This is a genomic window from Porphyromonas asaccharolytica DSM 20707, from assembly GCF_000212375.1.
Taxonomy (GTDB): Bacteria; Bacteroidota; Bacteroidia; order Bacteroidales; family Porphyromonadaceae; genus Porphyromonas; species Porphyromonas asaccharolytica.
The window spans coordinates 151,322-174,136 of the sequence record NC_015501.1 but is presented as its reverse complement, the minus strand read 5'-3'; the positions used below and the strand labels follow the sequence as shown (position 1 = coordinate 174,136).

The following is a 22,815-nucleotide window of genomic DNA, read 5'->3' as shown; positions in this document are numbered from 1 at the left end:
TTCCTTCCCTTGGACTAGGCTCGAGCAGCTCTCTTCGTCTCGTGGTCTAGCTCGAAGTCACAGTCGTGCAGAACCAAAGAGAAGAGAATGTGTACGAGCTTGTTGTTGACATTGTTGAGGATAACCCCGTAGGGCTTGCCTTGGGCTTTCATGCGTAGGTAGTATTGTCTTAATGTTGGGTTATGCGTTATGGCACTTCGGGCTGCTTGGGTCAAGATTCCTTTTAGCCGTCGGTTACTGTAGCCTCCTGTGTTGGCTTTGTGAAAGACTGAGCTCCCAGAGCTCTCGTAGAAGGGCGCTATACCGCAGTAGCTAGCCATCTTCTTGGCACTCCAAGTCTTGAAGTTGTCGGTGTAGATGATCAGCATGACGGAGGTGACGAGACCCACTCCTTTGCAGGAAATGAGGTGCAGGTAGTTGCGGTACATCTCCTCGTCTGCCTTGATGATCTCAAGCATTCGGCGCTCGCACTCTTTGATGCTTTTGGTCAAGAGGTCGATAGCCTTTTGGGCATCTCGGTAGATGAAGCTGTCGGCTTTAGACTTGCTAGAGATGTGCCGTTTTTCCTTGGCACTAACTAGCTTAGCCTGCCTATCGGCAACTAGTGACTGCCGGTAGAGGAAAAGGTCGCGTAGGTTGCGCATGTTCCCGTCCAGAGGTTTATAGAGAGTGGCTTTGGAGCGGAAGCGTAAGGCGTAGTAAGCGATCATCTCCGAGTCAGCTTTATCGTCCTTGCCTTTGCGCAGACCCATGCTACGCTTGATCTGCAGGGCGCTCTCGCGCCAGATGTTTAGCCCGTTGCCATAGAGCCAGTCACAGAGTGCGCGATCGTATCCTCCTGTAGTCTCACAGCAGAAGAGCATGGCGTCGGTCTTGACTCCTCGACCTGCGTTCTTCTTGCTCCAAGAGACAAGGCTCTTGAATCCCTTAGGGTTGTTTTCTACAGTGGTGTAGGCGAGCTGTTGCTCGCTGTCTGATTCGGATTCGTAGTGAATCAGGGTGGCGTCCAATTTTTCTTTGGAAACGTCGATGCCAATAAAGTAGTATTTCATAACTTTGTACTTGAATCTTGATAAGGCAGCTAGGCTACATTAGGCTATTACTTTAATTAGGCTCTGAGCCTTCCTTTCTAATAAGTCTCGAGTAGCTGAACTCCAGAGGGTCTCTAACAAGTCTTAGGCTCGAAGCCTCGTAGGGACGATAGATTACCTTCTGGTTGCTGTCCTTACCTTACTACAACAAAGGTAAGAACAACCCGTTCAACTGACCTATTCTCGGGTCGATTCCTTTTCACTCTGCAAACTTAAAGTAGGGACGCACGGTCGTGCATCCGTCTCCAAACCAGCGAAAGGATGCTGTAACTTTCGTTCTACAACGGACGCCCTCCCACTAGACGCTCTCCGTGCGTCCCTACAAATCGAGGTTACAGCGTTTGATGAATGGAATTGTCGTGCTGACGTAGCTTGTGTAGGGGCGGACCTACGTGTCCGCCCGCAGAATAGGCTGTGCTCAGGTGAGGACGGGCGGACACACAGGTCCGCCCCTACGGTGGGAGCTTCCACCCCGCCGAGCGGTTCACCCGAAGAGAAGTCGACCGAGCTTGCGAAACGAGAAAAAACTTCGCTTTTTACTTGCGTATGAACTTAGAAAGCAAATCGTTACTCGTCTGTGGTACGTTCGTATCGTGCTGAACTTGATATAGATACGAGTTCCAGAAATTGTTCTCCTCTTGGAACTAAAAAGTTCCAAGAGAGGAACTCTTTAGTTCCAAGGGAAGAACTCTTTAGTTCCAGCGTGGGAACTTTTCGGTTCCAACGGAGGAACCGTTTAGCCGAACAGCTGAGAGACAAAAGAAGCCCCCCTCGTCTTGTGATGAGGGGGGCTTGGTATTTTGTAGGGCTTCGTTGCGAAGTTATCACGACTGCGAGATGAGTCGCTCTAGCTGGTCTACCCAGCGGGGCAGACTGTCGCCCTCTTGCTGTGGCGCATAGCGTGCTAGCTCGATCTCTGAGAGGAGGGAGAGCCACGCGTTGACCTCTGCGTCCGCTACGCCTTGCTGCTTGAGTGCACTCGCTAGCTGCTGCCGTGTGAGGCTGGAGGTGGCGAGTGCGTAGTGATCTTGCAGATAGTGCGTTATGGCAGCGTATAGTCGGGCCGTAGCCTCCGACTGCTGCCCCGCCTTGATCAGCTGACGTATCGCCTGGATCTGCTGCTCCGCCATAGGCGTGGAGCGCTTCTTATGATAAGCGACATGGTCGGCACGGAGACGCTGATCGCTACGTATGAGCCAATAAGCGACTCCGCCACCGATGAGCAGGAGCACGTAGAGGAGCCAGTAAGCCCATCCGGCACGACTCCAGGGGTGCCATACGATGGTCGGAGCGGGCGCATCGTAAGGGTAGGGCGTATATCGCTGTGAGCTGCTTGCCTCTCCAGCTTTGCCCACTTGTGGCACATCGTTAGAGCCTTGCGCTACCTTTATACGGATAGGTGCTGTGGTGGCGGTACGGTAGCTATTCGTAGCGGGGTCGAAGTAAGGGAGGCTGACGGCTGGCACCGTCTGCTGTCCCGTGGCGTGCGGTATGATGGTATATTCGTAGATGCGATGCACCTCCGTATTGCCATTTTGCACCTTTTGGTCGTCACGGATGAGTTGCGGCTCGTACACTTCAAATTTGTCGGACAAGCCTAGCTCTGGAGCTAAGAGTAGGGAGACATTGCCTCGACCTCTGATATCTAGTTGGTAGGTCATAGCGCGACCCGTCTCGTAGGTCGGGTCGGGCGCGGAGAGCGTGCCTTGGATCTGAAAAGAGCCGACCAACTGATCGAATCCTTCGGGAGCTCCCTCAGGGAGTGGTCGTACGGTCAACTTCAAGGGTTGCGAGTGCAACTTCTTATGAGCCGTTGCGACAGCTTTATTGGCAAAAAGATCCTCCTCGTTATCCACCTTTCGATTTACAGATACCTGGAAGTCATACTCAAAGGAGGGGATGACTAGCTCGCCACTACGCTGTGGGTAGGCAAGGATCTGCCAGATGAGCGCCTTGTACATGAGCCTGCCACCGACGCGCTCTGTGGTGAGGCTGGTGTGCTGTAGCGGGATCTCCTTGGTGACGAAGTCTGTCACCTCGGGCGGCTTGCGGTCTACGCCTGCGAGGTTGCCATAGCGGGAGTAGAGGTAGAGCGATACGAGGACGGGCTGCTGTGTGTAGACCGACTGCGAGGAGACGACGGCACGCATATACATATCTCGGTCTGCGATTCGTAGTGACTCGCCAGAGGCGATAGCCTGCTGCGTCAGCCCTTGCGCCTTGGCGACTTGTATGCGCTTGGATAGAGCCTTGAGGCTCTTCTGCCCGACCCGTAGCTGAGCAGCACTGATGGAGTAGCTACCCGCCTTGGTCGCTTGTAGCGTATAGGTGATGGTGGTGTACTCTTTTGAGACACCTCCGCTCATCTTGTGCAGTACGTTGAGTTGAGGACCGTAGAGCACTTTCAGCCCAGAGGCAATCTGAGGAGCGGTGAAAGCCCCTAGCTCGTGCGCTCCCGCAGCACGATAAACTAACTGGAAGGTCTCTCCCTCGGCAACCTGCGGGGGGACGATCACCGTGAGCTGTGCCAAGCCTGCAAAGGCGACGGTACAGAGCCAGATGACTGTCAGGAGAGTGCGTTGTATCGAAGTGCGTAGGCGTAGCATTACCAGTTCTTCTTGTTCTGATTCTTTTGCTGTGGCTGGCGCTGGTTGATGCGCTGGCGTGTGTGTTGCTCTTGCTGGCGGAGTGCGTCGAGGATGCGGTCAGCCTGTGACTTGTCGAGGTCCGGCTCCTTGCCTTGCGGCTGCTGGTCGGGCTGCTGGTCGGGAGGTGTCTGCGACGGATCGGACTGTGAGCCTCCACCACCGCCTCCGCCACCTTGCTGTGGGGGCTGCTTGTTGAGCTTGATCGCCAAGGCTAAGTTGTAGCGTGTCTCATCGTCGGTAGGGTTTCTGCGGAGCGACTCTTTGTAAGCTTCGATCGCTTTGTCATACTGCTGCGTGTCCATACAGCGGTTGCCCAGGTTGTGCCATGCTAAGGCCTGCAAGCGTGGATCAGCCTTGCTGTCGCTCGCTATACGCTGCCACATCTGCACGGCAGCGACCGTGTCGCCTGACATGTAGAGAGCGTCGCCCAGACCGAGTCGGGCGGGGGCGTAGGTCGAGTCACGAGCCACGGACGAGAGATAAGCGGCACGTGCTGACGAGTAGTTGCTCCGATTGTAGCTCTTATTACCCCGCCGTGCGTCTAGACGTACGGTCTGCCCGATGAGCGTCAGGCTAGAGAGCAAGAGTAAGACAATATATAGAAGCTTACGCATCATGATGACCAAAGATTTGAATACGACTGAACAAGCGACTCTTGCGGCGCATGATCCCATTGGCGAGCAGGAGCAAGAGGAGCGCAGCTAGCGTGGGGAGCGCATAGAGCTCCTCGATCTGCTCACCCTCGCCACTCAGGTTGGCTTGGGGTAAAGTGCGGAGCTGGTTAACCAGCTGGTTGCTAATGGCGCGGGGACTGCTACCGACGAAGCTCTGACCGCCCGTAGCGTTGGCTATTTCTGCCGTGATCTCGGGGTTAGGCTTCGAGAGTACAGGCACACCGAGTGAGTCTGTGAGGAGCGTTTCACCAAAGGGTATGTTGGCACCATCGGGGAGTCCGATGGTTACGACGTAAGCCTTGATCTCCTGCTTCTTGAGTCGCTCGATGCCCTCTTCGAGTCCGCCCTCGTGATCCTCGCCATCGGTCAGGATGATGACCGCTTTGCCGGCTCGTGAGGGTGCTGAGAGGGCCTGTGCGGAGCGCTCGAGTGCTTGTCCTAGATTGGTGCCTTGGTTGGAGACCATACCAGGCTGTATGTCTGCGAGGAAGGTGCGAGCCGTCGGCAAGTCGGGCGTCAGTGGCAGACGTATGTAAGCGCCTCCAGCGAAGACGACCATAGCTACCCGTGAGCCCGCCAACTCCTGCATCGTATGGGTCACAATCTGCTTGGCAAAGCCGATGCGGTCGGGCTTGACGTCACGTGCCGCCATCGAGTTGGAGACATCGATGCAGAAGGCTAGGTCGACACCGATCGTCTGCTGTGACGAGACGGGCGCATGGGTGTAGAGTTGTGGACGTGCGAGTGCCACGAAGAGCAGAGCGATGGCGATAAGCTTGAGCGAGGCGCGCCACCAGTCCCGCTTGGCAGAGCGGTCGGGCATGATCTGCCGTAGCATCTGAGGCGTGGCAAAGCGTCGCTGCTGCTTGCGTCGCCGTCTCTGACCGACAATCATAACGAGTAGCAGGAGCGGTACGAGTAGCAGGAGCCACAGCAGGAGGGGATAGGCAAACTGTATCATGGGTTAGCTCGCAGTAAGGTGGTTCGTAATAAGAAAGCAGCGCCAAGGAGCACGATAGCGAGCAGGGCAAAGAGCATATAGCGCTCTTCGTAGGCACTCACCGAGCGAGAGGTGAGACGAGACTTCTCGAGTGAGTCTATCTCCTTGTAGATCTCGTGCAGCTTCGTCTCGTCGGTCGCACGGTAGTACTTGCCGCCTGTCTGCTCGGCAATGTGTCGTAGCGTGCCTTCGTCAATCTGCACATCGGCCTCCACATACTCGGTGCCGAAGGCTGTCTGCACGGGGAACTTTGCGACCCCATTGGTTCCCGCTGCCACCGTGTAGATACGTATGCCGTACTGCTGTGCCAGCTCAGCGGCCATCGAGGGGGTTATGTCGCCCGCATTGTTTGACCCATCGGTCAGGAGGATGATCACTTTGCTCTTGTTGTCGCTACCGCGGAGCGTATTGATCGCCGTCGCTAGCCCTAGTCCTATGGCGGTGCCGTCCTCCAGTTGTCCTATCTCGGTGGTCTCGAGCATCTGCTGGATCACGTTGTGGTCTACCGTCAGCGGACAGAGCGTAAAGCTCTCCCCCGCGAAAACCACCAGACCTATATTATCATTCGGGCGTGCAGCGATCATCTCGCTCGCCACATCACGCGCTGCCTCAAAGCGGTTCGGCTTTAAGTCTAGTGCCTGCATACTGCCACTGAGGTCCATAGCGAGGACGAGGTCGATGCCTTGTATCGATCGCTCCTCCCAGTGGTTGGAGTCTTGCGGGCGAGCCAGTGCTAAGATCATCGCCGCCAGTGCCAGTAGTTCTAGGGCAAAAGGTAAAGCCCGCAGATAGCTCCGCCACCCGCTCCCCTTAGGCAAAAGACGGTATGCTGAGAGCGAAAGCTTTGCTTGGTGACGCTTGTTGTAGCGCATGTAGAGCAGCACCAGCAGCGGTAGGAGTAGGAGCGCCCAGAGCCACTCAGGGTGAACCCATATCATAGAGACTTACCCTCCTTTCTGCTAGCTAGTTGATGCACTACCTCGTAGATGGTCGTTGCGTCTTCGGCTTGCCACGCACGCTCCGCCCAGGTGTCGGCAAAGCGTACCCACTCTGAGTGGATCACCCATTGCGCTAGCGCACTCTGAGGCACTTCGTAGGGGGCCTTTTGGAGTAGCTGGGCTAGTTCGCGAGCGGTCAATTCATCTATCTCCAAGCCTAAGCCTTCGGTCAGATAGCTTCGCAAGGCGGTGATCAAGCCATCGTAGTAAGCTATCTGCTCCTCTTGCTGGTCAAAGGGTAGTGCACGTAGTGCTGCAAGCCTTTGGTCGAAAGTCTCTAAAGCGGTCAGTGGCACCACGACCACCTCGGGTTCGGGTCGTGTGCGCTTGTAGTGTCGGTACCACAAGATGAGGAGTACCACTATGATGATGCCCAGCACCACCCACGTTATGGGGTTCATGAGGACGAGGAGGAGATACTCCCACCAGCGTAGCGAGACCGAAACAGGTGCTTTGATCGGGTTGTACTTGAGCGGTTGCGTCGTGTCTACCTCGGGCATCGTCACCTTGAGGTAGAGCGGCTTGGAGAAGTAGCTCTCCCCGCCCACCGTCACGCCAAAAGCAGGTAGCTCCGCCATACCCTCGGCAAACGAAGTGATGGTCATCAGAGCATTCAGCTGCACCTCTGTCCCCTGGAGCGGTATCGTGTCGGTCACCTCAAAGGCAATCATCTCCGCCTGCCCCATCTGCCGCTCTTGGGGTATCACGAGGAGCGTATTGTCGAGGTCATTCGTGCGGATAGTCATCTTGATCTGTGCATACTCTCCGATCTGAATCGTCGAGGGCGTCAGCTCAGTCGTGATCACGATATCCTGTGCCGCTGCGAAGCTCCATAGACCTCCGCCGCCACAAATCAGTAGTATATATAATAGTAGACGATATCGCATAGATTAGCCTTAAGCATCTAGATTGGCAACCGCTGACTATGTGCCTCTAGACCATACAACGCCACAAAAGTACCGATAATTCACGAATAGGAGGTAAATACAGAGCTGACGTATTAGATACGATAAGCTCAACCACCTCTCTATTCCTCTCTTGAGACTATTGCAAAAGTCAATAGTCTCCTCTTTGACAGCTATCTTACACCCATCGTCCTCCAAAAACGTTTAGGACACTATTGAAAAATGGACAATTGTGGCTTGTTTAAGTGCGAACTAAGTTCGACTCAATTTAATTCTATCTTGTGCGATTTGACTATTTCGTATTCCTTGCTAATGATCAACATATAGGCATACCTACGCAGGCTCGTCGCCACAATAAAAGAGTAGTCAATTTGACATGTAAATCTTCTTTGAAGCTCGTATATCTCTGCTAGAAGTACTCCATCCATAAGGTAAGAGAAGAAAAGGCAGTACTTACTATTGCTTGACAACTTTCTGAAGTTACTATCAAGGATATCTGAATGAAAATCACCTCGGGAGAAGTTTTGCCTTTTTATCAGCATTTCCTTTTGTTCCTGGTTTTCAGCCACAGGGATATAGAAAAAGGAGTCTAGATCGTAAATAACGCTTGAAACGGCAATGCTTTCTCTATCCACATTTAGATCTCTTGAAATGTAATCAAGGACATTGTTATACAGAGCTATACTGTCATTCGCTTGGCCTTTTACATAACTAGAAAAAGAAAACAGCACGACAGTATATAGCAGGAGTCTTTTCATCATTTCGGAGTTTCAATTCTTATCTGTTTTTGAATCGTCAGGTGGATTACTGCATCTTTCAATATTCTCAAGAGAACTTGAGTCAACAAGGAATAAAACTGACGCATCCATCTTTAGTTGGAATAATACTTTTATGGCTTAGTCTTTGTCCAAGGCGATTATTGTTGTTATCGTTCAGTTCTTTTCCACGAACATTCATCTTATCAACTACATCTCCTGTGTCGGATAGATCTGCTGCATCCTTAAGACTACCACCCTGTCCGGCTACCAAGTATGGGCTGACATAGAGCGAGAAGCGTGCCGTACCAGTGTTGCCACCCGAGAACTCGGAGTTTACATAGATCGCTTCGTTCTCACCACTAGTCTTCACCGTGCGCTCACCATCGGCATCATACCAATAGTTGCTCACAAAACCATTCTCATCGACTGCCAGCAAGCGGTTCTCCTCGTCCCATATTAGCTTGCGCTCTCCGACTGTACTGTCTTTATGTCCGTCGAACATCATTAGCGATTGTTTCTTTCAATGGGATCTTTTTTAGAAGTATTGGAGTTCTTATCTGTAATCCAAAGATACCTAACAAGAAAAATAAGTGCAATTACAGCTGAAATATTAGGAATCATCTTTTCGATCAAGAATGTTGTAAAACTCACTGATGTCGACATAGAGAGCAAGTCAAAAATCGACATGAGCAGTATCATAAATACAGAATATGTTAGAATCAAGGTTATAACAACTTTAGTTAGTATAGGAAAATTCTTATATGTCATGCTATTTGTCTTTTAATACGGTCATATCTTGACTTATTCTAAAAGAACCTATCAAGATATGACCATGTCGTAGCCAATCTTGTTCACATAGTCGTAGCTGTAGGACTTGTAACCACGCACATGATCCACCAGTCCACCGAGGTTGTAAGAATGCAAATCATTTACCATGGCTTTATCTTTAGATATCCAAAAGACCTAGGGTACTTTTCTATAAAATAGCTGATATCGCATTTTCCTTGACTATCTATTCCTATTAAGAGATACCCTTTGACACTTGTTTTTTTTGATTGACTTAGAAGTGTAAGGGCTTTGAAAACAAACACGTCACCTTTTTCCCGTAATATTTCTAGTAAAATTTGTCCATGTTCTGAACCTGTTGAACAAGTGGAAAAATAATCTATGCTTAAGAAATGAGATAAGTCCTCTGCGTTATTTGAATCCAAAGACTGATTCAATAATCTTACATACGAATTATAATGCCCTGTTCTTACAAGCTCTTGTTTTAATTCTTGAGGTATTGCTATTCTTGGCTCTAATGTACAAGAATAGCAATGCCATAGAAATAGAAAGCAGAGGAGATATTTATTTTTCATCTATCTCGAACTTTTAGAACGCCAAACTTAATCTGCTTACCAGGGAAATACTTATGTAATCCACGATTGTCGGGGACTTTCTCCGTTTTTGTATGACTTATCATATTATGAATTATATGCCATTCCTGTTCCCTTTCCTCAGGGGATAGCGAGTTGTTTCTACAAACCGTAACACAGCCCCAGCTTACATTTCCAGGATGAAGATAGAGCCAGCTTCTTTCTTTGCCCGCAATCAGGTCATCACACAGAATCTCGGATGGACCAGTTTTTGAGCGAGACGAAAATCATCGGACAGTGATAGTTCAGTTTATTCTTAGGGGAATGTCGAATTTTCTAACAGAATCAATAAAAGACAAAGAATCCATTGGTCCTATTAACCCATTAGTAATAATAGGATAGGCAATGCCATTTATGTATAAAACAACAGAGTCCTGCTTATTGAGATGTATTGGCATTTCTTTGTCGATAATCCAATAATTGGTTAGACTTGAACTATTTTTCTTCTCCTGTAAATTGCGTGTTATGGAATATCCTTCGGTGTATGCCACAATCCATTTTGTATTGTATTTATATTTCGTCACTCCAAATGGAAGTACAAAATACTCCGTATTACCATCTCTATATAATAAACTTTTGTCTGATGTGATTATAAACCCACTCCCAAGTTCTTCAGATATACCCCAGTTCAGTGGGTGTATTATTATAAAATAGGATGCAATTCCAGCTCCTATTATTAGCAACATCTTCAATAATTGTTTCTTCATCGCACATCCCAGTGTCAAGTGCAACACAGTTACAAATGTAGGAAAAAACGGCGTAAAGGTCAGAATGGTTGGTGAAGTACCAGGGCTGACGCATTATATATAATGAGTTCACCTATTCCTCTCTGGTCACCATTGTGTAGCTCCTGACAGAGTGATTATGATGCGTCATTCCTAGCTGGGGAAATACAACGTTGGCGTGTTACAATAATTTAGAACCAACTACATATCAAAACGGCGTCATGTCGGGGAAAACTGATTTCCACGTGGATATTTCGAAATATCCAGGTGGAGAATTTTTATTTTCCACGTAGGGAAGAAAAAATTCTTCGGAGGAATCAAATGAAACTTCGGAGGAATTGTTTGACGCCCACGTGGAAAATAAAAAACATCCACGTGGAGATTTTAGATTCCCCACGTGGATATTCGAGAAAGGAGGGAATCAGACGAATTTCCCTGTAAAGATATGTAATTAGAGATTAGGGGTTAGAGATTAGAGGGCAGGGGTGACACATTATATTATAATGCGTCAGCCGGGGAGGTAAATAAGCGCTGAAAGCTTCACTGAGATGAGAGATCTTTGTTCGGGCAGTGTGCTAGATGTTTGTTTAGATCTAGTGATTGTATCTTGCTGATAGCTAACGCCTATCGTGTGATACGTGCGAGATGTGCCCCCTTGCAGATGATAGATGTCTGTATCATGAACAAGAGTGAAGGGAGTCTTTGGCCACTCTCGTTTAGTTAGATGCGCTTGCGGAAGAGCTGCGAGAGGACGGGGATGATGTCTTCGCCAGTCTCGGCGATGGCGTGGTCGATGCCCGACTCACGCATCAGACGCTCCCACTCGGCGGCAAAGGTCGTATAGTTGACCGCATACTGCTCACGAAGTCGCTCCGACGAGGTGTCTACGTAGCGACTCGCGCCCGTCTCCAAGTCATGCACGAGGGTCAGGCCCATAGCCGAGAGGTCGTAGTCACGTCTGTCCACGACTCGTATCGCCAGCAGGTCGTGTCGACGAGCCGTGCGCTGGATCAGGGCGCGCTCCGCATCGGTCGGTTGGTCGGTGATGAAGTCACTCACGATAAAGGCTGAGCAGCGCTTCTTGACTACTCGTGAAAGCATCTCTAAGCTAGAGGAGATCTGTGTAGAGTGACGCTCAGGGCGGTAAGTCAGGATCTCACGAATGAGCTGTAGCACATGCTTACGACCCTGACCTGCAGGGATGTAGCGCTCCACACGGTCGGTGTAAAGCATGAGCCCGACACGGTCGTTGTTGTGAATGCAGGCGAAAGCAATCGTCGCAGCGATCGTCGCTACCAGATCCCGCTTCGTCTCACTCGTAGAGCCGAAGTCTAGACTGTGAGAGACATCGACGAGGAGCATGATAGTTAGCTCGCGCTCCTCCTCAAAGACCTTGACATGCGGCTGCGCATAGCGTGCCGTCACGTTCCAGTCAATGTCACGCACGTCATCTCCTACGTAGTACTCCCGCACCTCGCTAAAAGCCATTCCTCGCCCCTTAAAGGCTGAGCGGTACTGCCCAGCCAAAATGTTTTGGCTGAGACCCCGAGCTTTGATTTCGATGCGTCTGACCTTACGTAAGAGATCCTGCATTTAGAGGTTAGAAATTAGAAGTTAGAGATTAGACTTTAGAGGTTAGAGTCTAGTGGTGCTAGGGTACCGGCACCACGTTGATGATCTCGTCGATTGCCTTGTCGGCACTCATACCAACGGCATCAGCCTCGTAGCTCATGCCGAGACGATGACGTAGCACGTCGTGGCACACGGCACGCACATCCTCTGGGATCACATAGGCTCTCTGAGCGATGAAGGCGTAGGCTCGTGCAGCTGCTGCCAGCGAGATCGACGCACGTGGCGAAGCGCCATAAGCTATCATCCCTTGTAGGGCGGGGATGCCCTCCGTCTGTCGTGTCGCCATCACCAGATCCACGATGTAGCGGAGGATCTTCTCATCGAGATAAACCTGCTGCACCGCTTTGCGAGCTGCTAAGATCTGCTGGGCTGTCGCCACAGGCTTTACCGTGGGTAGCTGACTAGCCAGATTCATCTCAATGATCTTCATCTCCTCCTCGTGCGAGGGGTAGTCCAGCACCACCTTGAGCAGGAAACGGTCTACCTGCGCCTCAGGCAGTCGATAGGTACCCTCCTGCTCGATAGGGTTTTGCGTTGCCATCACAAGGAAAGGCGAGGGGAGCGGATAAGTCTCTTCGCCAAGTGTCACCTGTCGCTCTTGCATCGCCTCGAGGAGTGCGCTCTGCACCTTGGCTGGAGCGCGGTTGATCTCATCAGCGAGAACAAAGTGAGCGAAGATAGGACCCTTCTTGACTGAAAAGGACTCACTGCGCTGACTATAGATCAGCGTACCGACGAGGTCGGCTGGAAGTAGGTCGGGGGTAAACTGTATGCGGCTGTAGTCTGCATCGATAAGCTTAGCGAGCGTCGTGATAGCGAGCGTCTTAGCAAGCCCTGGCACACCCTCGAGGAGGATATGTCCATCGGCTAGCAAACCGATCAAGAGCGACTCCACAAGATGCTCCTGCCCGATGATCGTGGTGTGCATGCCCTCCTGCAGCTGGCGTATGAAGCCACTCTGCTGGGTGATATATGCTTGACGATTCTCTAGATCTGATACCTGCGTCATAGTTTCTACTGATTAATGCTACAAAAGTAACGATAATCTCCGAATGAACGCCCACCCAGCGTCCCAACCTCCCGCAAATATCTCGTGTAGTGATATGTGGGGACGCTCTTGACGTGTAACGATGATACGTGCAACCCGTGACGTGTAACGATGATACGTGCAACCCGTGACGTGTAACGATGATACGTGCAACCCGTGACGTGTAACGATGATACGTGTAACCCTTTGTAGGGACGCACGGCTCGTGCGTCCGTTGTATCAAAGGTTATGGTATCGATACTCGTCACAATGTTCTACAACGGACGCACGAGCCGTGCGTCCCTACAGGAGTCGTCACGAGCCGAGCATTCCTACACGTTGTTACACGTTTTGTGCGATAGCCACGTGGAAAATCTCAAATCTCCACGTGGATATTTTTTATTTTCCACGTAGGCGAGAAAGAATTCCTCCGAAGTTTCATTTGATTCCTCCGAAGTTTCATTTCACGCCCACGTGGAGAATATAAATTGCCCACGTGGAGATTTTCGATTTCCTCGGTAGAGATTGCGCTTATCCCTACAGTTTGGCACAAAAAAGTGGAGGGCTCTACCGCGATTACTTAGCGATGGAGCCCTCCGTTACATTGCTTTCTGTCGGGTGAAAGTAGCTTCTAATCAGGAGCAAGCTTTTGATCCGACGAATTTGATATACCCGTGTCTACTTAACTTGCACTTTATAGTTCTCGTGAGAGGTGTGTAGTATATAGTATCCTGCGGGTAGTGGGATAAAAGTAGACTCACCCTCAGAGAGCTCTAGCTGAAGTAGTAAGTGCCCCGAGAGATTGTATAGTGAGACTGTCTCTGAAGCTGAGGCTGTGAGAAGCATACCACCCTCTCTTTGGTAAATTTTTAGAGAGCGTGGTGTGTCTTGTATAGGCTCTTCGAGGGCTGTCCTGTATGGGTTCTTTACAATCATAAGGTCTGATACTTCAGAAATATAGTTGAAGTAGAAGCGTGTGCGAAAAGCCTGTACACTATATGCAAAGTCCTCACCCTTCATTCCGTGCTCTACTGAGAGTGCGTTTTCTTCAGGAAAACTTGTCTTGTAGGGAGCATACAGAGTCTCACCCTTGCGGACGTTCTGTAGGATAGATACTTCGTCAATATAAAATGGCTTGCCTCTAGCGCTCATGAATCCAATGCGAATGTCCTTTCTAGCGTTAAGGTCTTTTGGAGCTGCGAACTTAACCGAAGAAGAGACTGCTCCTCCATTTTCAGGAAATGGGATACGCATATATTCATCCACCTTACGGTCTGTATAGTCCTTCATGATCATCACAAAGAGGGTGTCCTGAGGGACAGTGCTTATTGCCTGTACATCCACCTCAAAAGCACCTCCGTCAGCATCTAATGAGATAACAGGAGAAACGACCAAGCCTGCTGTAGAGCTATATGGTTGGGTCTCTTTGACTCCAGCCATCCCTTTGACATAAGCGGGTAACTGTAGCACCCAGTCACTCTGGGTGAGTTGCTCCTTGGCTAGCTGTACGACAGTTTCCTCTGGTGTGATAGGCTTGTCTATGCTACCCATAGTGATCTGATCAAAAGTCTCATACAGAACCGTCTGCTGAGGTTTCTCCTCTAGGTGCTTGAGTAGACGATAGCTGTTGAACTGATAGTAGGCTGCATTGTATAGTTTCTCCCAGTGTGCCTTGAAGCTTGTCTCGGTTACGTCTGTAGCCTCTTCTACCTGAGGGGTTACACCGATGAGTCCATCTACCCATGTAGGATAAGTCGCCTCAGAGAGAGTCTCCCCGTCCTTTGCCTGAACGTAGTAGAAATGCTCCTTAGAGGGATCGTACGAAGCAACATTGTATAGGGTGTCTTGGACCTCTTTATCCTGTATTATGTAGTAGGGAACAGGCTTACTCTCATACGTATAGGTGATATCATCAACGTAGAACGTAACTTCGTTTTTCTGTATTAGTTCCAAGCGTACCTGCTCGATGTCATAGGTCTTAAGCATCTCTGGGTCAAAAGTGTAGAAGTCTCCCTCCGGTTTCATCCAGGTATTGGGAAGATTGGCAATAGCTTGCCACTTACCATCAGAGTAGACAGATACTTCTAGTAGCGTGTAGTTCCAATCTTTTTCCGTTTCGACTTTTGAAGGTCTAACCCAAAAAGATAGAGCTGTAATAGGAGCAGACGTCTTAGGTGTAACGACATAGTCGCCAGGAGCATCGAAGACCAGAGCTTGTGGCGCTGAGTGGTAGAAGCCCTCCTCTTGAGTTATGTCCACACTTCCATTGGTTGATAGATCTATCTCCCACCCTTTGGGGTAGTTAGGACTTGTGGTGTCGATCTTCCCTTTGCCGCTTAGACGGATTTGGTCAAAGCCCTCTACCACTGTCGTAGGAGGTGTCACCTCTTTTGGCATATCTAGGTAGTAAATACTGCAGAGGTAAGAAGTCGCATCGGGAGATGGAGTCCATACGGCTTGGAACGAAGTGGACGAAGTGTTTATAGGGTTTAAAGCTCGAGGAGGAATTAGCACCGTCTTGCGTCTCTCTACGACAATGTCGTCAATGAGTGCGTCACAGTCTAGAGGCTGAAGCTGAAAAATGTTTTGCTCATTAAAGGTCGCTTGTGTAGATACCATCTCAAAGGTCTGCCACTCTGTAGTTAAGTCGACATCCTTATTGTCTACAGGTCCTGAGTTATTATCGCAAAGAGCTATCCAGAGCTGCCCCTTTTCTTGCTTTCCAGCTAAAATCTTGGCGCGAAAGGTGATCTTGACTTCACCATAGAGCGCCATCTCAGGAGTCTGAATGTGTCCCGCACGACCGTCATCGTTGAGCTTGAGGTAAGCACAGCCTCCTGCTTGATAGATATAGTTGCCCATCCATCCAGGTTGATGAGTGATAGTCTTATCAATCATAAACTGCCGCTCCTTACCTCCCTCCATCTCGTTGTGGGGGACTGTCTCGCTACCTTTAGTCCATAGGCTGAAGTCCTCAGAGACTACAGTTACAAATGGTGGAGAGGTCTCACCTCCCTTAGCATAAGTGAGTGAGAGGCTGACGATAATCAGCGATAGTAGTAATCTTTTCATACAATAGTTTAGTTGTTTGGTTAGTGTTCAAATGCAAAGAAACAAAAAAATGAAGAATGGGCTGCGTAAAAAAGACTTGCTCAAGAATATCGCTTTGGAACTCTTTGCTAGCACTCTCTTGAAGTCGACTCTTCCTAAAGCTGGCTGACCCTTCAGAGGGGGGGGTGTTGCGTTTAAGAAAGCGATAACCGGTATAATGACAGAGGGCTCTACCGCGATTACTTAGCGATGGAGCCCTCCGTTGTGGAGCTGTCTGTTGCTGTGTCAGACAGCTATAACTTTACTTAGTGAACTGTGCCTATGGGGCCACAATATCGGTCTATCGAACGATGCGGTAGCTCTGCTGCGAGCCGTCGTGGGCGATAAGCCGTACGAGGTAGACTCCGTGAGGCTGCTGAGTGAGGTCGATGACGTTGTCAGCGTGTGCCTGACGGCTGGTCGCTACGAGCAGGCCCTCGGCTGTGTAGACTTGCCACAGGGCGGGGTTTGCTCCGACGATCTCGTAGCACCCCTCGTGGTCTGTCGAGATGATCTGCCCCATAGCTGCAGGGGTGACCTCGGAGATGTGTGTCGTGAGCGGTGTCTCTCCATTGAGCACGACCCACCCCTTCTTGTTGGCAGCGGTGATGAAGGCGTCACTCTTGACATTGCCCTCGGGGAAGTCGCCATACTCGTTACTGTTGAGGAAGACGATGTAGCCGGCATTGTCCTGTAAGTCAGGATGAGTCGGCAGGCTCTCCACTAGAGGTAGTGGATCGGTAAAGCGGTTGTTGTTGATCTCTAGGATTGTGAGCTTAGGACAGTTTGCTAGGGAGATGCTCGCTAGCCTATTAGCAAAGACAGAGACGGCACCGAGATTGGGGCAGTCGGTGAGCGTCAGCTGAGAGAGCGTGTTAAAGGGAGCTGAGAGAGACTCAAGATGACCCATATCGACGAGAGCTAACTGGGATAACTGATTGTCTCCTATGCTGATCGTCTCAAGAGCTTTTGCCTCGCTGAGGTCTAGCTGAGAGAACTGGTTGGTAAAGGCGTAGAGCTCTGTGAGTGCCTTCTTGCCTTTGAGATCAAGGGTGGAGAGCTCATTGTTGCTACAGTTTATCTCTGTGAGATTGTTGAGCTTAGAGATGTCCAGTGTCTTGAGCTTGTTGTCTGCGCAGTATAGCTTCTCGAGCTGTGTCAGATCTGCTACGGGGAGCGTGGTGATCTTGTTTTTAGAGCAGTGTAGCTCTTTGAGCTGCGTGAGGTGTGCGATGTGCAGCTCTCTAAGCATGTTCACCTGACAGTCGAGGGCTTGGAGAGCTACGTTGTGAGTTAGGTCTAGCTCTGTAATCTGGTTCATCGCTACGCCTAGGTGCTTTAGTGCGGGGAGCTGCGACAAGTCCACCTTTGAGAGTAGGTTGGTCATGAGAACTAGCTCAGTAAGCTGTGGCTGCGCTCCTAGGAATACGCTCTTCAGCCGGTTAGAGTGCACATAGAGCAGGCGCAGGTCTGGTAGCGTGGGGAGCGTTAGCTGGGTGAGCTTATTATTATTGAGTATGAGAGCTTGTAGTAGGTTAGCCTCTCCGACGCGGCATGATGTGATCTCCTGTCCAGAAAGGTCGAGATAGATGAGGTCTCCAGAGATCGTTAGCTTATCATTGTGCTCTGAGGCGGGCAGAGAGACGAGTGTGCCGACACCTCCCATAAGCTGGTCGATGCGCTTGTCCACTGTAAAGGTGTGCTTAGCCCCAGAAGCGTCTGTGACTACGATCTCACCGCTCTTGCTGACGGCACGAATCATGAAGGGTGTCTTGGTGTCGAGATTGGTCTCAAGCTGCACGCCAGTTATCACTTGCGGAGCGGAGGGGACGATCTCCACTTTTGTGGCAGGCTGGACGCAACGGACGGAGTAGCCGTAGTTCTTGCTCTCAAACCATCTGTTTGCAATATCTTCATCCCAAAAGAAACGTCTGAAGAGTGCACTCTTCTCATAAATAGAGGAGGTCCAGAAGTATGCCTGGTACCCCTCAGCAGAGTAGTCCATATAGTTAGACTGCGATGTGCTACCCATAGGGCGTGCGTTGAAGCCTGTCAAGTTATTGCCCTGCTTAAGGACAGCGCCCTCGTCAGGTACGGGGGGGACCCTCCACCCCTCAGTACTCTTGAGCAGTAAGCCTGCGTGCTCGGATTCGCGATCTAGGAGATCTGGGTTGGGTTCAAAGCCCTTGGGGTCTACGTAGTGTATCATCGAGTGCCACGCATCGTCACTGGGTACAGTCCACCCCTCGGGAGCTAGTCCACGAGAATCAATTACAGCAAAGAAGTTGTAAAGAGCCCCGTGTGAAGCGAGTAGGTTGAGGTCGTTATTGTAGTAACAGACGGCAGCCTCTTCTGTACTCCACCACTGCGACTTGCTCAGTCCAGTCGTTATTTTCGACCCGTCACGCCAGCGCAGAGTTGCGAGATTTTCTCGCATCCATAGCTGTGCGCCGATCTTGACGATGCCATAGCTTGTGGTCTCGTCACCTCGCTGATCGGTGAGGAGCAGAGGCTGAAGTGTAGCGGTACGAGCGTTAGCAAGCTTAGCATAGCTAACGGTTAGGGTCTGGGAGATAAAGAGTCCCTCGTACTCCATATCTACATAAAGACGGTCACAGCTGTTTTGCTCTAGATCCCAGCTGTAGTGGGTTGCCTCCTTAAGGTCGTACCCGAAGGCGTAGTTGGTCGAGCCATCTTCATTAGCCAGGTAGAGGACGTCAGCGACGACACCCTCCTTAAGGTTGCTGTCGACAATATATTCACGACAGATAGTAGCTATGCGCAATCCGCCATCGTAGACGGCGAGTACGTTGCTCGTAGCAAAGTCCGCATCACTAGGCTTAGGCACTTGAACCTGCGCCCCCAGCGACTGCCAGAGTGCGGTAAGGAGGAGTAGTAATATGGTAGTTCTCTTCATAAGATAGGGGGTGGTGTAGTTAGAGAGAAAGAGAGCGGCACCAAGCTCCATAATGTGTAATGTCTGGGGTGTGGTGCCGCTATCGTGTGTGAGGAGATCGAAGGCTGTGACGCCGTCGTCTGCCTGTGTGAGGGCGCGCTTACTTGAGTGCAGCGATAGCCTTGTCGTAGTTAGGCTCCTGGGTGATCTCAGGAACTAGCTCCTCGTAGATGACCTTACCCTCAGCATCGATGACGATAACGCAGCGAGCCTGTAGCCCAGCGAGAGGTCCGTCCTGCATCATCAGTCCGTAGTTCTTGCAGAAAGCAGGCTCTGAAGAGGGTACCGTACAGCAGCGGAAGGTAGAGAGCGTCTCGACATTGTCCAGCCCCTCAGCACCGCAGAAGCGTGCCTGTGCGAAGGGTAGATCCTGAGAGATGCAGAGGACGACGGTATTGTCGAGCTTAGCAGCCTCAGCGTTGAAGCGACGTACGGATGCTGCGCAGACCCCTGTGTCGACGCTGGGGAAGATGTTGAGGACGACACGCTTGCCACGATAGTCAGAGAGCTTGGCTGTGGAGAGGTCCTTGCGAACTAGCTCGAAGTTGGGAGCCATGGTCCCTATCTTAGGTTGCTCACCAGCGAGGGTGACAGTGATCTTATCTTGAAATTTTACTGTAGACATAGTGTTTGTTTGGTTTATAGTTACTGTGTATTGAGTGTTTTACTGGTTATCGGTTTTGACCCCTATCTTGCCGAGGAGCCCCTCAATATGATCCATAGGGAGGTCTCCGAGACTCTGATAGGGTAGGTCATCAAGCGGTACGAAGAGTACCATCGGGATGCTCTGTACGCCAAAGAGTGCGGCCAGCTGTGGGTTCTCGTCCACATTGACCTTGTAGACAACGAGCTGATCAGCGTATTGGTCGGCTACCTTCTGTAGCTTGGGAGCTAGTTGGCGACAGGGACGACACCAATCGGCGTAAAAGTCGATGATGGCGGGCTTGTCACCCTTGTATACAAAGGTGTCGGGATGCGCCTCAAAGTCGTAGATATGCTCGCGCATATAGTTTGCATTGATGTGCAGTATCTCGGTTTTGGCGGTCTCTTGCTGCTCCTTGCTCTGAGCCGTGCAGGCGATGCTGAGCGTGAGTAGCGCAGCCACGAGCAGGAGAGACTTCTGTATGAATTGTATAGGCTTCATCTATTATACTCATTAAATCGACCTCTAAGATAGAGAAAAGTCCCGACATTGCCAAAAGTTCACGCTACGAGAATGGTCAGCAACGGCGTCGGATCGGGCCAAAACGACGAGATAAAAGCACGAAATGGGGACAACGTGACCCGATTTTGCGCAAATAGGTAGTCTTTATGTCCCGATAGAAAGTGAGCCAGCTCTCAGACGCTTATAGTCTGAGAGCTGGCTCTGTGTGTATATAAGGCTCTGTGTATAGTCTTATAGCTTTACAGTCGGAGTCTTGGTGTAGATCCCTATGGGGAGGGTCATAAAGGCGGGCTTTATAAAGCGTACATACTCAAAGTAGATACCTAGAGATGCATTGTAATACTGATAAAGGTGGAGCTGCCCTTGCTCGTTCTCAAGTATCTGATCGCCCTTGTAGGCAAAGCCGTTTTTCGTCATAAAGTCCTTGATGATGGCGTTATCTCCATCGATCTTAGCTTTTTCCCACTCGGGAGAGAAGTCATAAGAAATCTGCTCTATAGTCGAGCCACTCTTTGACTCGTAGGCGTAGCTTATCGTACGAGGCTTGTTGCGATCTGCGGGATCGAGCTTGAAGGAGAGAGGCATGCTTACCTTGATGGCATCGTGTTTATATCCAGCATCAGGATTGGCTGGCTTAAACTCTACCTCGCAGTCGGGGTGGATCTCTCGCTCACGATCGATGATGGGGCTCTCCTTGCTAATTTTCTGACCGAAGACATCTAGCAGCGGTAGGTAGAGTGCCTGGAAGGTGGGCTGACCGGGCTTCGGCCCTTTGTGATATAGGTCGGGAGCGTCCTCAAATGTGATGATGGCTCCAGGTCTCTTGTCGGAGAGACGAAGACGTACGGCTAGGTCTTTGTTGACAAACTTCTCGGCATAGTTTTGGAAAGCGCCCTCGTAGTTGAAGCCGTTGAGCTCAAAGTAAGAGCGTAGCTCAGGCTGCTTGTACATAGCCATTGTGAAGCGGTCGGTGCGTACTATAGGACCAGACTTGCCTTCGTCGTTGGGGTCAATGTCGTAGCGAACGTAGGTGAAGTTCACCTTGCTGGGATCGATCGCCTGATAGGTGACACTGGTCTTTGTCTTGCTGGTCTGCTTGCGTAGTCCGAGCTGCTTCTCGTAAGCTTCGATCTCTTCGAAGGTGTAAGCGCTCATCTTGGTCTCCTTCTTGAGATAGGGGAAGTCCTTGATCTGTAGGATGCCTGCTAGCTGGGCGGGATCGCCAGCGGACTTGTAGGCGATAGCCCATGAGCTGTCATTGATCTTAGAGAAGACGAGCAGGTAGGTGCCGTTGGAGTAAGCGATACCCTTAGCTTCAGGCACCTTCTGATAGCCGGCGTCGCTGAGGAGGATCTCCATATTATCATTGATGTCGTCTCCCTCAGCGACTAGATGCGCTGCAATCTGTATGGAAGAGGTCTCGAGGATTGCCTTAGCCGGATCGATGATGTAGAGTCGTATGGGCTGCTGTCCCTTGGGGTCGCCCGTCTTGTAGCGGAGGACCTTCTTGCCATTCTTATCTATTGTTCCATCGAGGGTAGCACCCTTGCTCTGCTCAAAGGCTTGGACAGCCTTCTCGCCTCCAAGCCAATCGACACAGGGGAAGGGGATGGCGGTGAGCTCGCCGTTGGCATCTAGCTCGAGGATGGACTGGAAGGGCTGTGGGTCTGGCTGCGGTGTCACGCCCGTTGTGTCGACGCCTGTCGTATCGGAACCGGGGTTGGGAGCTTGATTGGGGTGGCAACTACTCGTGGCAAGGATCACGCAGAGGATTGCCGTCAGTGTTGCCAAGAGACGCTGTAAGTTTGTCATAACAGTGAATCTAAAGTATGTGATGAAGGAAAAAATGCAAGCGAGTTGGGGATAAGCTGCGGACAACTAGTGAGAGACGAAGTAAGCGATCGTGGAGCTGTGCCACTTGCTCTTACTAAGCTCTCTTGCCGTCCACTTCTTAATCCCAACTCGCTCTATAGTCGGTTGTCAGACTGTCCTGTCTATCCGATGATAACGATGTCTGTACCCTCTAGGATAGAGTCTCCAGCCTTGACTTTGATCTCGGTGATGGTGCCGTCGCACTCAGCGTTGATGCCGTTCTCCATCTTCATGGCTTCGAGCACAGCGACTTGCTGACCGCGCTTGACCTGCTGACCGACCTGTACGTCTACTGATATGATGACGCCAGGTAGGGGAGCCTTGACCGCTTTGCCCTTGCCTGTGGCGGCTGGAGCTGCAGCGGGCGCAGGGGCTGCTGTGGCTGCAGGTGCTGCTGTAGGAGTGGGTTTGGAGACCTTAGGGGTATCCTTCTTCTCCTGTATGATCTCGACGTTGTATGGGGTGCCGTTGACCTCTAGCTGAGCTTGGTCACCCTCGATCTTGTCAATCTTGACGGCGTACTCTTTGCCATCGATCTTATACTTATATTCTTTCATAAGGGGTTTGATATGGGTGCTTAGCGGTCTAGCGCACTAGACTACTAAGGTACTGCCGTTTAGGGTTAGATGTAATACTGCTTCTGTGGTGTGACACGCATGTTCTGTAGCTTGAATGACCAAGGATCAAACTCTTTGTGCCGTATCGTGAGCTGATAGGACTCCTCATCGTGAGGGGTGCCTAGAGCCTGGGCTAAGGCGAGTGCTATAGCAACCTCTTCGGGAGAGGGTGCTGTAGCTGCCTTCTTGGCTCTCTTAGCGGGTGCCTTCTTACCCTTTTCTATCTTTTTGGTTGCCAT

At 50.7% G+C, this 22,815-nt stretch carries 17 protein-coding genes and 1 pseudogene; all 18 read right to left on the bottom strand.

Annotated features, from left to right (window positions below; translation table 11 throughout):
• Nucleotides 1–14: 14 nt before the first annotated feature.
• Nucleotides 15–1,052, bottom strand: coding sequence for an IS110 family RNA-guided transposase (locus PORAS_RS00715; protein ID WP_013759799.1), 1,038 nt, complete (start codon nucleotides 1,050–1,052; stop codon nucleotides 15–17).
• A gap of 863 nt (nucleotides 1,053–1,915) precedes the next feature.
• Nucleotides 1,916–3,697, bottom strand: coding sequence for a BatD family protein (locus PORAS_RS00710; RefSeq protein ID WP_013759798.1), 1,782 nt, complete (start codon nucleotides 3,695–3,697; stop codon nucleotides 1,916–1,918).
• Nucleotides 3,697–4,356, bottom strand: coding sequence for a tetratricopeptide repeat protein (locus PORAS_RS00705; protein ID WP_044211121.1), 660 nt, complete (start codon nucleotides 4,354–4,356; stop codon nucleotides 3,697–3,699). Before PORAS_RS00705 ends, PORAS_RS00710 begins: the two co-directional genes overlap by 1 nt.
• Nucleotides 4,346–5,374, bottom strand: coding sequence for a VWA domain-containing protein (locus PORAS_RS00700; protein ID WP_013759796.1), 1,029 nt, complete (start codon nucleotides 5,372–5,374; stop codon nucleotides 4,346–4,348). The genes PORAS_RS00705 and PORAS_RS00700 overlap by 11 nt, the downstream gene beginning before the upstream one ends.
• Nucleotides 5,371–6,351 (bottom strand): vWA domain-containing protein, encoded by a 981-nt coding sequence (locus PORAS_RS00695; RefSeq protein WP_013759795.1) that lies wholly within the window; start codon nucleotides 6,349–6,351, stop codon nucleotides 5,371–5,373. Before PORAS_RS00695 ends, PORAS_RS00700 begins: the two co-directional genes overlap by 4 nt.
• Complete coding sequence (locus PORAS_RS00690; RefSeq protein WP_013759794.1) at nucleotides 6,348–7,298, bottom strand: hypothetical protein; 951 nt, start codon at nucleotides 7,296–7,298, stop codon at nucleotides 6,348–6,350. The genes PORAS_RS00695 and PORAS_RS00690 overlap by 4 nt, the downstream gene beginning before the upstream one ends.
• A gap of 1,026 nt (nucleotides 7,299–8,324) precedes the next feature.
• Nucleotides 8,325–8,537: pseudogene (locus PORAS_RS09130) on the bottom strand (hypothetical protein); the annotation flags it as partial.
• A 466-nt stretch (nucleotides 8,538–9,003) separates the two neighbouring features.
• Entirely contained in the window at nucleotides 9,004–9,435 is a 432-nt protein-coding gene (locus PORAS_RS08980; protein WP_139044637.1) for a hypothetical protein, read from the bottom strand.
• Between the two features lie 302 nt (nucleotides 9,436–9,737).
• Nucleotides 9,738–10,199 carry a hypothetical protein gene (locus PORAS_RS00670; RefSeq protein WP_013759791.1) on the bottom strand — a complete coding sequence of 154 codons (462 nt, stop codon included), beginning with the start codon at nucleotides 10,197–10,199 and terminating at the stop codon, nucleotides 9,738–9,740.
• A 738-nt stretch (nucleotides 10,200–10,937) separates the two neighbouring features.
• Nucleotides 10,938–11,810, bottom strand: coding sequence for a DUF58 domain-containing protein (locus tag PORAS_RS00665; protein WP_004330484.1), 873 nt, complete (start codon nucleotides 11,808–11,810; stop codon nucleotides 10,938–10,940).
• Between the two features lie 58 nt (nucleotides 11,811–11,868).
• Entirely contained in the window at nucleotides 11,869–12,858 is a 990-nt protein-coding gene (locus tag PORAS_RS00660) for an AAA family ATPase (RefSeq protein ID WP_013759790.1), read from the bottom strand.
• A gap of 696 nt (nucleotides 12,859–13,554) precedes the next feature.
• Complete coding sequence (locus tag PORAS_RS00655) at nucleotides 13,555–15,948, bottom strand: T9SS type A sorting domain-containing protein (protein WP_013759789.1); 2,394 nt, start codon at nucleotides 15,946–15,948, stop codon at nucleotides 13,555–13,557.
• A 319-nt stretch (nucleotides 15,949–16,267) separates the two neighbouring features.
• On the bottom strand, nucleotides 16,268–18,883 hold the full coding sequence (locus PORAS_RS00650; RefSeq protein ID WP_044211478.1) for an FISUMP domain-containing protein: 2,616 nt from the start codon (nucleotides 18,881–18,883) through the stop codon (nucleotides 16,268–16,270).
• A 139-nt stretch (nucleotides 18,884–19,022) separates the two neighbouring features.
• On the bottom strand, nucleotides 19,023–19,547 hold the full coding sequence (gene tpx, locus PORAS_RS00645) for a thiol peroxidase (protein WP_013759786.1): 525 nt from the start codon (nucleotides 19,545–19,547) through the stop codon (nucleotides 19,023–19,025).
• Between the two features lie 39 nt (nucleotides 19,548–19,586).
• Nucleotides 19,587–20,066 carry a thioredoxin family protein gene (locus PORAS_RS00640; protein WP_013759785.1) on the bottom strand — a complete coding sequence of 160 codons (480 nt, stop codon included), beginning with the start codon at nucleotides 20,064–20,066 and terminating at the stop codon, nucleotides 19,587–19,589.
• A gap of 252 nt (nucleotides 20,067–20,318) precedes the next feature.
• Entirely contained in the window at nucleotides 20,319–21,899 is a 1,581-nt protein-coding gene (locus PORAS_RS00635; protein ID WP_013759784.1) for a hypothetical protein, read from the bottom strand.
• Nucleotides 21,900–22,081: 182 nt separating this feature from the next.
• Nucleotides 22,082–22,516, bottom strand: coding sequence for an acyl-CoA carboxylase biotin carboxyl carrier protein subunit (locus PORAS_RS00630; RefSeq protein WP_013759783.1), 435 nt, complete (start codon nucleotides 22,514–22,516; stop codon nucleotides 22,082–22,084).
• Between the two features lie 65 nt (nucleotides 22,517–22,581).
• Nucleotides 22,582–22,815: a hypothetical protein gene (locus tag PORAS_RS00625; RefSeq protein WP_004330449.1), complete on the bottom strand. Its 234-nt coding sequence runs from the start codon at nucleotides 22,813–22,815 to the stop codon at nucleotides 22,582–22,584.